This is a genomic window from Streptomyces sp. SID3212 (assembly GCF_009865405.1).
Classification (GTDB): domain Bacteria; phylum Actinomycetota; class Actinomycetes; order Streptomycetales; family Streptomycetaceae; genus Streptomyces.
Genome location: NZ_WWJY01001141.1, coordinates 1 through 10543 on the forward strand (window position 1 = coordinate 1; position 10543 = coordinate 10543).

The following is a 10543-nucleotide window of genomic DNA, read 5'->3' on the forward strand; positions in this document are numbered from 1 at the left end:
CAAAACCAAGCCCGTCCGGCGATTGAGGACAAAACGAACCGCAACGGACACCGGGGCGCAGGCTACCCCTCGCCAAGGCCCGCCCGCCGCAACGCGTCAGCCATCGCGCTGTTCACCGGCGCCGCCCCCACCGCCCCGCCCCCCTGACGCCCGCGCGCCGCAGGCGAAGGCGAAGGCGTGCTGGGGCGGCCGCCCCGCTGGCGAGGCGCGGACTTCCGCTCCGGCTTCGGCACCGCAGGGTCGTCGTCGAGCCGCAGCGTCAACGAGATCCGCTTACGCGGAAGGTCCACCTCCTGCACCTTCACCCGCACCACGTCCCCCGGCTTCACCACGTCCCGCGGATCCTTCACGAACGTCCGCGACATCGCGGACACATGCACCAGCCCATCCTGATGCACCCCCACATCCACAAACGCCCCGAACGCCGCGACGTTCGTCACCACGCCCTCCAGGATCATGCCCGGCTCAAGGTCGGCGAGCTTCTCGACGCCGTCCTTGAACGTCGCCGTTTTGAACGCCGGACGCGGGTCCCGCCCCGGCTTCTCCAGCTCGCGCAGGATGTCCGTCACGGTCGGCAGCCCGAAGGAGTCGTTCACGAAGTCCGCCGGCTTCAGCGACCGCAGCACCGTCGTGTTGCCGATGAGCGACGCGACCTCGCTGCCCGCCGACTTCACCATCGCGCGGACGACCGGGTACGCCTCCGGGTGGACCGACGACGCGTCGAGCGGATCGTCGCCGTCGCGGATCCGCAGGAAGCCCGCGCACTGCTCGTACGCCTTGGGGCCCAGCCTGGCGACGTCCTTGAGGGCCCGCCGGGACCGGAAGGGCCCGTGCGCGTCGCGGTGGGCCACGATGTTCTCCGCGAGGCCCGCGCTGATGCCGGAGACCCGGGCGAGCAGCGGCGTGGACGCGGTGTTGACGTCGACGCCCACCCCGTTCACACAGTCCTCCACCACCGTGTCCAGCGAGCGGGACAGCTTCACCTCGGACAGGTCGTGCTGGTACTGGCCGACACCGATCGACTTGGGGTCGATCTTCACCAGCTCGGCGAGCGGGTCCTGGAGCCGCCGCGCGATCGAGACGGCGCCCCGGATCGACACGTCCAGGTCGGGCAGCTCCTGGGAGGCGAACGCCGACGCGGAGTACACGGAGGCGCCCGCCTCCGAGACCATCACCTTCGTGAGGTTCAGCTCCGGATGCGCCGCGATCAGCTCGGTCGCGAGCTTGTCCGTCTCGCGGGACGCCGTGCCGTTGCCGATGGCGATCAGGTCGACCGCGTGCTCCTTCGCGAGCCGCGCGAGCTTCGCCAGGGACTCGTCCCACTTGTTCGCCGGCACGTGCGGGTAGATCGTGTCGATGGCGACGACCTTGCCCGTCGCGTCCACGACGGCGACCTTCACGCCGGTACGGAACCCGGGGTCGAGGCCGAGCGTCGCACGCGTCCCCGCCGGCGCCGCGAGGAGCAGGTCGCGCAGGTTCGCCGCGAAGACCCGGACCGCCTCGTCCTCGGCTGCCGTCCGCAGCCGGAGCCGCAGGTCGATCCCGAGGTGCACGAGGATCCGGGTGCGCCAGGCCCACCGCACGGTGTCCGCGAGCCACTTGTCACCGGGGCGCCCCCGGTCGGCGACACCGAAGCGGCGCGCGATCATGTTCTCGTACATCGTCGGGCCCGGCAGGTCCGAGGGCTCCTCGGGCTCCAGGGACAGGTCGAGGATGTCCTCCTTCTCGCCCCGGAGCATCGCCAGCACGCGGTGCGAGGGCAGCGCGGTGAACGGCTCGGCGAAGTCGAAGTAGTCGGCGAACTTCGCGCCGGCCTCCTCCTTGCCCGCCCGCACCTTCGCGGTCAGCCGCCCCTTGGCCCACATCCGCTCACGCGCCTCGCCGATCAGGTCGGCGTCCTCGGAGAACCGCTCCGTGAGGATCGAGCGCGCGCCCTCCAGCGCGGCGGCCGGATCGGCGACGCCCTTCTCGGCGTCCACGAACGCCGCGGCCGCCGCCAGCGGGTCCACCGAAGGGTCCGTCAGCAGCCCCTCGGCGAGCGGCCCGAGACCGGCCTCCCGGGCGATCTGCGCCTTCGTGCGCCGCTTGGGCTTGAACGGCAGGTAGATGTCCTCCAGGCGCGCCTTGGTGTCGGCTCCCCGGATCCGCGCCTCCAGGGCCGCGTCGAGCTTCCCCTGGTCCCGTACGGACTCCAGGATCGCCGTCCGCCGCTCCTCCAGCTCGCGCAGGTAGCGCAGCCGCTCCTCCAGGGTGCGCAGCTGCGTGTCGTCGAGCATCTCGGTCGCTTCCTTGCGGTAGCGAGCGATGAACGGCACGGTCGACCCGCCGTCGAGCAGCTCGACGGCCGCCCTCACCTGTCGCTCCCGTACGCCGATTTCCTCGGCGATCCTGCCTTCGATGGACGTCGTCACGATCACGCTCCGCTGTTCTGTGGTCCGCCGTCTGCATTGTGGCAGGTGGCTGTGACAGGGAGGGGCGCGACCGGCGGTCCTGACAGCCGCCGGCCCGGTCCCGAGAGCGGATCGGGACCGGGCCGGCGAGTGGTGGGGCGGGTCAGGCGTGCCCGCGGGAGGCGCCGCCGAAGAGCCGCGCGAGCGCGCGGAAGGGCAGGGTCACCACGGAGGCGATCGTCGAGCCGATCGAGCGGAGTACGTCGGCGATGGCACGGAACACGGGGGCCTCCTGCTGTCGGTCGTCGGGCCGCCGACCGCGGGATCGAACGTGACGCGGTCGGTCACTGTCCTCTCGGGTGTCCCGCTTCGGGCGGTGTAAACGGCCGGTCAGTGCTTGCCTATGAGGTCCGCCGGGAACGCGCCGGCCGCGACCGCGGTGCCCGTGAAGCCGCCGGCCAGCTCGGTGAGACGGGCCACCCCCGCCGCGCCCAGCTTTTCGTAGGGCGCCACGTCCAGGCGGTTCGTCTCGTCCTCCAGGGCCTTGCGCAGGTCCGCCCCGGCCTGCGTCAGCTCCCCGTCGGCCGCGAGCAGACCACGCTCGCGCAGCCGCCCCCGGGCCGCCTCCCACTCCCCGGAGGTCCAGCCCCGGGTGGAGATGGCCCACTTCGGCGCCATGCCCCGGCCGCTCGCGGTGTGGCTGACCAGCGCCTCCACGGGGTCCAGGCCCGAGGCCACCAGAGCGGCCAGGTGGCCGTCGCCGCGGTACTCCCGCAGCAGGGTGGTGGCGTGCCAGTACGCCAGGTGCGGCGCGTCCGGTACGGGCAGGTCGGCGTTGGCCGCGTACAGCGGGCGGGCCTGGCGCGTGCACCCCTCGGCGGCCCGCAGCGCCAGTTCCGCCGCCTCGGCCATCTCCTCGGACGCGACGGTCTCCTCGCCGAGGAGCCGGCGCAGCAGCGAGTCGACGGCCCGCAGCCGGGCGTCGAGGGCGGCCTGCGGGGAGAGGGTGTCCCAGACGGCGGGCACGTGACGGGCGATCAGCTCGTGGTTGAAGTTGTAGAAGGTCGCGGCGACCACACCCGCGCCGACCCGGCCGAGGGGCGCCGCGCGGGCGGCGAAGTAGATGGCGTCGGAGTCCCGGACCCCCTCCTGGGTGAACTCGCGCCCGAGGTCGGGGGAGAAGTACAGGGTCGAGTGGACCGGGTTCAGGGCGGCGTAACAGCGTCGGGCGGCCCGCTCGGGCAGAGTGGTCATGTCCCTATATTACTGACCGGTCGGTACGGGGTGGCGCGTACGGCCCCGATGGCAGGAAAGGAGGGGTACTCGTCATTGCGGCCATCCTCCGCCGGGCGGAAGGATGGCCGGCATGACAGAGCGATCCGTGCTGGTCGTCCTCTTCGACGAGGTGCAGAGCCTCGACGTGACGGGTCCGGTGGAGGTGTTCGCCGGGGCCGCGCGCTTCACCGGCGACCCGGACGCGTACCGCATCCGTACGGCCTCCCTGGACGGCGGCCCGGTCCGCACGTCCAGCGGGCTGGCGATCGTCCCCGACACCGCGCTCGACGCGGCCGCCGCGCCGCACACCCTGCTCGTGCCGGGCGGATCGGGCACCCGCGCGCCCGATCCGCGACTGGTCGCGTGGTTACGGGAGAACGCGCCGCGCGCCGAGCGGCTGGTGTCGGTCTGCACCGGCGCCCTGCTCCTCGCGGAGGCGGGACTGCTCGACGGGCGCCGGGCGACCACCCACTGGGTGGCGACCGACCTGCTGTCGCGGAAGTATCCGGCCGTGGACGTGGATCCGGACCCGATCTTCGTACGGGACGGGCGGGTGTCCACCTCCGCCGGGGTGACGTCGGGCATCGATCTGGCCCTGGCCCTGGTCGAGGAGGATCTCGGGCGGGACGCCGCGCTGACCGTCGCCCGTCATCTGGTGGTGTTCCTGCGACGGCCCGGCAACCAGGCGCAGTTCAGCGCCCGGCTCGCGGCCCAGACCGCCCAGCGCGGCCCGCTGCGTGACGTCCAGGCGTGGATCGGGGAACACCCAGGCGGCGATCTGTCCGTCGAGTCCCTGGCCGGGCGGGCGCGGCTCTCGCCCCGCCACTTCGCCCGCGCCTTCCGCGCGGAGACGGGCACCACGCCCGGCCGGTACGTGGACCGCGTCCGGCTCGAACACGCGCGGATGCTGCTGGAGGACAGCGCCGGCGGGATCGAGGAGATCTCCCGGGCGAGCGGCTACGGCACCCCGGAGGCGATGCGCCGGGCCTTCGTGAAGTCCCTGGGCACGTCCCCGGCGGAGTACCGCCGCCGCTTCCGGCCGCACCCGGCCCCGGCACCCGACGAACCCGCCGCCGACCCGACCCCGCCCCGTACCTGACGCCCCGTACCTGACGACCCGTACCGGACAACCCGTACCTGACGACCGTCACCTGACGCCCCACCACGCCCCACCACCGGAAGGCCCCCATGCAGATCGCGATCCTGCTCTTCGACCGGTTCACCGCCCTCGACGCCGTCGGCCCCTACGAGATCCTCTGCCGGACCCCCGGCGCCCGGACCGTCTTCGTCGCCGAGCGCGCCGGACCGGTGGTCAACGACCGGGGCGGACTTTCGCTCGTCGCCGAGCGGACACTCACCGAGGTGACCCGCCCCGACGTCGTCGTGGTGCCCGGCGGGCCCGGCCAGGGCGCGCAGATGGAGAACGAGGCCGTCCTCGGCTGGTTGCGGGCCGTGGACGCCACCACCACCTGGACCACCTCCGTCTGCACCGGCTCCCTCCTGCTCGCCGCCGCCGGGCTGCTCACCGGACGGCGCGCCACCACCCACTGGCTCTCGCTCGACCGGCTCGCGGGCCTGGGGGCAGAACCGACCGGCGAGCGGGTCGTCTTCGACGGCAAGTACGTCACAGCCGCCGGCGTCTCGTCCGGCATCGACATGGGCCTGAGCCTGCTCGGGCGGATCGCGGGCGACCGGGTCGCCCAGTCCGTACAGCTGATGACCGAGTACGACCCGCAGCCGCCCTACGACGCGGGATCGCCCGATAAGGCACCCGCCGACCTCGTCGCGGAGTTCCGGGCGGAGTGGCGGCCCCCGGTCACGGCGCCGTCCAGCTGAACCGCGGCTCACGCCGTTCCAGGAAGGCGGCGACCCCCTCCGCGGTGTCGCCGCTGCCGCGCGCCTGCTCCGTCCAGTACGCGTCACGCTCCTCCCCGTACGCCGCACGCTCGTCCGGGCCGGCGGCGAACTCCTTCGCCGCCGCCTGGGTCAGCTGCGAGCGCGAGACCAGCACCCGGGCGAACTCCGCCACCCGCGCGTCCAGTTCGCCCGCCGGCAGCACCTCGTCCACGAGGCCGGTGCGCAGCGCCCGTTCCGTGTCGATCAACTCGGCCGAGAACAGCAGGTACTTGGCCGTCGCCGGACCCACCAGGGACGCCAACCGCCGCGTGGAGGAGGCCGCGTACACGATCCCGAGCCGGGCCGGCGTCACCCCGAACCGCGCCCCCTCCTCCGCGAACCGCAGGTCGCACGCGGCGGCCATCTGGCAGCCCCCGCCGACGCACGACCCTCGTACGGCGGCCAGGGTCGGCTTGGGGAAGGCCGCCAGCGCGTCCTCCGCAGCCACCGCGAGCGACCGCGCGTCCTCACCGGGCTCCCGGAGCGTGGAGATGTCCGCGCCCGCGCAGAAGTGCGCGCCCTCGCCGGTCAGTACCAGCGCCCGTACGGCGGGGTCCGGGGCGAGCCGCCCGAGCAGCGGTGGCAGGTCCCGCCACATCCGGGCCGTCATCGCGTTGCGCTTGGCCGGATGGCGGATGACGACGGTCGCGATGCCGTCCGCGACGCTGTGCAGCAGCTGGGGCTCCATGCGCCGGATCGTATCCGGGGCGCGCGAGCGCCCCTGAGGACCGTCCTCACGAGCCCCACATACAAGTCCCACCGCCCCTCCAGACAGCCCTCACCCAACCGACGAAACACGGCACGGGACGATCAGAGCCGGTCGGATGTCCGACGTGTCCGCAACAAGGTGATCGGACACCATCAATAACGGCTGACTTCTGTTCAGTAGGCCGGGCGGGACCTGCCCGTTCCCAAGACTCGGTATCCGTTGGACGTCGCCGGCGGACACAGCCGGTCAAGCCGAGGGTGGGTGCCACAGGATGGTGGAGAGCCGCGGGAGTGTTCCGGCCCGGCCGCTGTCGTACGAAGGAGTGTGGCGGTTCACCGCTCCCACCGTCGACGTCTCCGTGCCGCAGGCCCGGCATGCCGTACGCGATCTGCTGAAGCGCCAGGGCGTGCCGGTCAGGGACGACGTCGTCCAGGGGGTGCTGCTGATCGTCTCCGAGCTGGTCACCAACGCCGTACGGCACGCGGCCCTGCTCTCGCCCGAGCTGGCCGTCGAGGTGGCGATCGAGGCGGAGTGGATCCGGGTGTCGGTGGAGGACAACCACCCCTACCGCCCGAAGGCGCTGGAGACCGACTACGCGCAGACCGGCGGGCGCGGGCTGCTCCTCGTACGGGAGATCGTGCGGGAGGCGGGCGGCGGCTTCGACATGGAGCAGACCGCCGGTGGCGGGAAGATCATCTGGGCGGCGCTTCCCCTCAGGTCACCGCTCGACGATCCCCCGCTCCGGGAGGGTGTCACCAGCCCCCGGCCGGCCCTGTGAGCTCTCTGATCGCCGGGCGCGCCGCGTCCAGCACGCTCATGAACCACGCGGAGAAGCGCGCCTCGTCGTGACGTTTCGTCAGCTCCGCGGGGGTGACGAACACCGTCTCGCCGACCTCTTCCGGGTCGGGCAGCGGCGGCGCCTGCGCCATGCCGACGAAGAGGTGGTTGTACTCCTGCTCCACCAGCCCGGAGTCCGGGTCGGGGTGGTTGTAGCGGACCGTGCCGGCCTCGGCGAGCAGCGACGGCGAGATGCCCAGCTCCTCGTAGGTCCGCCGGGCGGCGGCGGCGAACGGCGCCTCGCCCGGGTACGGGTGCCCGCAGCAGGTGTTCGACCAGACACCGGGGGAGTGGTACTTGCCGAGCGCGCGGCGCTGGATGAGCAGTCGGCCCTGCTCGTCGAAGAGGAAGACGGAGAACGCCCGGTGCAGCTTCCCGGGCGGCTGGTGGGCGGAGAGCTTCTCGGCGGTGCCGATGGTCCGGCCGAGCTCGTCGACCAGCTCCAGCAGGATTGGCTCTGGTACCCCGTTCGACGAGTCCGGTACCCCGTTCGGCGAGCTGCTCGCCTCAGTGACTGGTGTGGTCGGCATAACCATCCTTCGCTTCGGGCCTCGAGCCCCAAGTCTGCCGTACAAAAGCCCCGTGTCCGCACTTCGAACGTGTGGGCATGTCTGTTCGCCCGGCCGGCCGGCCGAGCGCCTCAGTGGCAGAGTTTCGCCTCGTGCTCGGCGTGTCCCCGGGGTTCCAGCTGGAACGTGCAGTGCTCCACGTCGAAGTGGGTCCCGAGGCATCCCTGGAGGTCGTGCAGCATCTTCTCGTGCCCCACCGAGTCCAGCGCGTCCTGGTCCACCACCACGTGGGCGGAGAGCACCGGCATGCCCGAGGTGATCGTCCAGACGTGCAGGTCGTGGACGTCGGCCACACCGGGCAGCGCGAGCATGTGGGCCCGTACCTCCGCCATGTCGACATTCCTGGGCGCCGCCTCCAGCAGCACGTTGAGCGTCTCTCTGAGGAGCTTCACCGTACGCGGGACGATCATCAGACCGATCAGCAGGCCCGCGATCGGGTCGGCGGTCTGCCACCCCGTGGTCAGGATGATCACGGACGACACGAGCACGGTGAACGAGCCGAGCGTGTCGGCGAGCACCTCCAGATAGGCCCCGCGCACGTTGAGGCTCTCCTTCTGCCCACGCACCAGCAGGGAGAGGGACACCAGGTTGGCGGCCATGCCGATCAGCGCGAAGACGATCGCCAGACCGCCCCGCGTGTCCGGCGGCACGATGAACCGCTCGATCGCCTCGTACAGCAGATAGCCGCCGACCCCCAGCAGCAGGAGGCAGTTGGCCAGCGCGGCGAGGATCTCCGCCCGCGCGTAGCCGAAGGTACGGCTGGTGTCGGCGGGCCGGGCCGCGAAGTGGATCGCCAGCAGCGCCAGGCCGAGGCCGACCGCGTCCGTCGCCATGTGCGCGGCGTCGGCGACCAGGGCGAGCGAGTCGGCCGCGATGCCACCGATGATCTCCACGACCATCACGGACAGCGTGATGCCCAGGGCGATCCGCAGCCGTCCCTGGTACGCCGCCGCGGCCGTCCCGGTCGGCGGTGGTCCTCCGTGCGTGTGGCCGTGGTCGTGCCCTGCCCCCATGGGGACGCCTCCCGGTCGTCTCGGTGAAGTGCCGACCACGTCAGTGAACTACGGACGGGGGGTATCCGACAACACGGGACTGAACACCGTTGTCATATGCTCTGACCTGCGAAAACGGCCCACCGGACGGCCGCCGGGGTGATCCGCCGGAAGGGCGCGGAAGCACGCAGGTCAGAGCGCCGGCCACGTCATCCGACGGGCGCGGGGCGGTGCTGCGCCTGCCAGCCCTCCCACGCCGACGCGACCATGTCCCGTACGTCACGGGTGGCCGTCCAGCCCAGCTCGCGCGCGATCAGCTCCACCGAGGCCACGGCCTTCGCCGCGTCCCCGGGGCGCCGGGCCTCGATCACCGGAGGTGTCCGGTGGCCGGTGACCTCCGCGACCAGGTCGGCGAGTTCCCGTACGGAGACGCCGACCCCGCGTCCGATGTTCAGGGTCAGATCACCCGCGCCGGGCCGCTCCGCCAGCCGCCGGGCCGCCGCGAGATGCGCGTCGGCGAGATCCGCCACATGGATGTAGTCCCGGACGCCCGTGCCGTCCGGCGTCGGGTAGTCGTCGCCGAAGACACGGGGCGCCTCCCCTCGGCTGATCCGGTCGAAGAACATCGGAATGATGTTGAACACCCCGGTATCCGCCAGCTCGGGCCGCGCGGCACCCGCCACGTTGAAATAGCGCAGACAGCCGGTGGCGATCCCGTGCGCCTTCCCCGTCGCCCGCACCAGCCACTCGCCCGCGAGCTTCGTCTCGCCGTACGGGTTGATCGGGACGGCCGGCGTCTCCTCCGTGATCAACTCCACATCCGGTACGCCGTACACGGCGGCGGACGAGGAGAACAGGAAGCGCCCCACCCCGGCCGCGACGACCGCGTCGAGCAGCACCGTCAGGCCGTGCAGGTTCTCCCAGTAGTAGCGCAGCGGCTGCTCCACGGACTCGCCGACCTGCTTCTTCGCCGCCAGATGCACCACACCGGTGACCTCGTGCTCCGCCAGGACCCCGTCCACCGCATCCCGGTCCAGCAGCGAGCCCCGTACCAGCGGAATCTCCGCAGGCAGCCGCCCGGCGACGCCCGTCGACAGATCGTCGAGCACCACCACCCGCTCGCCCGCCCCGCTCATGGCCCGCGCCACGTGCGCCCCGATATAGCCCGCCCCACCTGTGATCAGCCACGTCATGCCGCCACCCTAAGGGCTGCCGCCCGGCCGCCGGGGTCCGTACGGCGGAGCCGGCCGGGGTCGTACGGCAGCGGCCTCGGCCCGGCGGCGGTTTGTGGGCGGCGCGGTGATCGACAATGATGATCTCCGCCCGGGACCCCGTTCAGACCATGGCGTCCTGTGCGTAAACGCCCGGTGAACTCAGGCTTCCGTTCATCCGATAGCCTCTGCCGACGTGTCGCCCCCCGGAATCCCGGGGCACGGGCCTGTCGCAGGACAGGCCCTGGTCGCCGCGCACCAACCCTGATCAGTGCCAAGGAGTGAGTTCGTCTGTCGACCGCCATCCTCACCGGTCTCCCGGTACCCGGATCGTCGCTCGCGCACGATCTGCGGTCGCTGGGATTCGACGTACGCACCGCCACCAGCACGGCCGAAACGGTCAGCCTGATCGCCGAGGTCCCGCCGGCCGAGCGTGTCGCCCTCGTCGACCCCCGCTTCGTCGGCCATCTCCACGCCCTGCGCCTCGCGCTGACCGACCCCCGCTTCCCGCTCGCCGCCGTGACCGGCGCGCTCACCGCGCAGCCCGAGGCCCGTACCGCGCTGGTACGCGCCACCGGCGCCGTCGAGCGGAGCGCCGCGCTGTCCCCGGCCGCCGCCGACCACACGGCAGGCACCGCCGGGACCACCCAGCTCTCCTCCGCCG

General features: G+C 72.4%; 10 protein-coding genes and 1 pseudogene. 4 read left to right on the top strand and 7 right to left on the bottom strand.

Annotated features, from left to right (window positions below; all coding sequences use genetic code 11):
• Positions 1-62: 62 nt before the first annotated feature.
• The 3 genes from GT042_RS34050 to GT042_RS34055 form a co-directional block, all read right to left on the bottom strand.
• Entirely contained in the window at positions 63-2411 is a 2349-nt protein-coding gene (locus tag GT042_RS34050) for a Tex family protein (protein ID WP_161312550.1), read from the bottom strand.
• Positions 2412-2553: 142 nt separating this feature from the next.
• Positions 2554-2673, bottom strand: a complete 120-nt coding sequence (locus GT042_RS40000; RefSeq protein WP_345944023.1) for an LPFR motif small protein — start codon at positions 2671-2673, stop codon at positions 2554-2556.
• Between the two features lie 107 nt (positions 2674-2780).
• A complete protein-coding gene (locus tag GT042_RS34055) occupies positions 2781-3644 on the bottom strand; it encodes a hypothetical protein (protein ID WP_161312551.1) in 864 nt (287 codons plus the stop codon).
• Positions 3645-3756: 112 nt separating this feature from the next.
• On the opposite strand from GT042_RS34055, the gene GT042_RS34060 reads away from it, so the two are divergent.
• Both GT042_RS34060 and GT042_RS34065 read left to right on the top strand, forming a co-directional pair.
• On the top strand, positions 3757-4764 hold the full coding sequence (locus GT042_RS34060) for a GlxA family transcriptional regulator (protein ID WP_161312552.1): 1008 nt from the start codon (positions 3757-3759) through the stop codon (positions 4762-4764).
• 89 nt (positions 4765-4853) lie between these two features.
• Complete coding sequence (locus tag GT042_RS34065; protein ID WP_161312553.1) at positions 4854-5501, top strand: DJ-1/PfpI family protein; 648 nt, start codon at positions 4854-4856, stop codon at positions 5499-5501.
• Here GT042_RS34065 and GT042_RS34070 read toward each other — a convergent pair.
• Complete coding sequence (locus tag GT042_RS34070; RefSeq protein WP_161312554.1) at positions 5482-6249, bottom strand: enoyl-CoA hydratase/isomerase family protein; 768 nt, start codon at positions 6247-6249, stop codon at positions 5482-5484. The genes GT042_RS34065 and GT042_RS34070 overlap by 20 nt on opposite strands.
• Positions 6250-6544: 295 nt before the next feature.
• Here GT042_RS34070 and GT042_RS34075 point away from each other — a divergent pair, with 295 nt between their 5' ends.
• Complete coding sequence (locus tag GT042_RS34075; protein WP_161312558.1) at positions 6545-7048, top strand: ATP-binding protein; 504 nt, start codon at positions 6545-6547, stop codon at positions 7046-7048.
• Here the strand turns inward: GT042_RS34075 and idi are convergent.
• The 3 genes from idi to galE all read right to left on the bottom strand — a co-directional run bounded on the left by idi (position 7023) and on the right by galE (position 9861).
• Positions 7023-7637, bottom strand: coding sequence for an isopentenyl-diphosphate Delta-isomerase (idi, locus tag GT042_RS34080; RefSeq protein WP_161312555.1), 615 nt, complete (start codon positions 7635-7637; stop codon positions 7023-7025). The two genes, GT042_RS34075 and idi, sit on opposite strands and share 26 nt — an antisense overlap.
• Positions 7638-7747: 110 nt before the next feature.
• Positions 7748-8689 (bottom strand): cation diffusion facilitator family transporter, encoded by a 942-nt coding sequence (locus GT042_RS34085; RefSeq protein ID WP_161312556.1) that lies wholly within the window; start codon positions 8687-8689, stop codon positions 7748-7750.
• A gap of 188 nt (positions 8690-8877) precedes the next feature.
• On the bottom strand, positions 8878-9861 hold the full coding sequence (gene galE, locus GT042_RS34090) for a UDP-glucose 4-epimerase GalE (RefSeq protein WP_161312557.1): 984 nt from the start codon (positions 9859-9861) through the stop codon (positions 8878-8880).
• Positions 9862-10170: 309 nt separating this feature from the next.
• Here galE and GT042_RS34095 point away from each other — a divergent pair.
• Positions 10171-10543, top strand: a pseudogene (locus GT042_RS34095) (CDP-alcohol phosphatidyltransferase family protein); the annotation flags it as partial.

What these genes read in the sequence shown, in the direction of transcription:
- GT042_RS34055 (WP_161312551.1), bottom strand. Translation starts at nt 3,644, where the DNA reads ATGACCACTCTGCCCGAGCGGGCCGCCCGACGCTGTTACGCCGCCCTG.
- GT042_RS34060 (WP_161312552.1), top strand. Translation starts at nt 3,757, where the DNA reads ATGACAGAGCGATCCGTGCTGGTCGTCCTCTTCGACGAGGTGCAGAGC.
- GT042_RS34065 (WP_161312553.1), top strand. Translation starts at nt 4,854, where the DNA reads ATGCAGATCGCGATCCTGCTCTTCGACCGGTTCACCGCCCTCGACGCC.
- GT042_RS34070 (WP_161312554.1), bottom strand. Translation starts at nt 6,249, where the DNA reads ATGGAGCCCCAGCTGCTGCACAGCGTCGCGGACGGCATCGCGACCGTC.
- idi (WP_161312555.1), bottom strand. Translation starts at nt 7,637, where the DNA reads ATGCCGACCACACCAGTCACTGAGGCGAGCAGCTCGCCGAACGGGGTA.
- GT042_RS34085 (WP_161312556.1), bottom strand. Translation starts at nt 8,689, where the DNA reads ATGGGGGCAGGGCACGACCACGGCCACACGCACGGAGGACCACCGCCG.
- galE (WP_161312557.1), bottom strand. Translation starts at nt 9,861, where the DNA reads ATGACGTGGCTGATCACAGGTGGGGCGGGCTATATCGGGGCGCACGTG.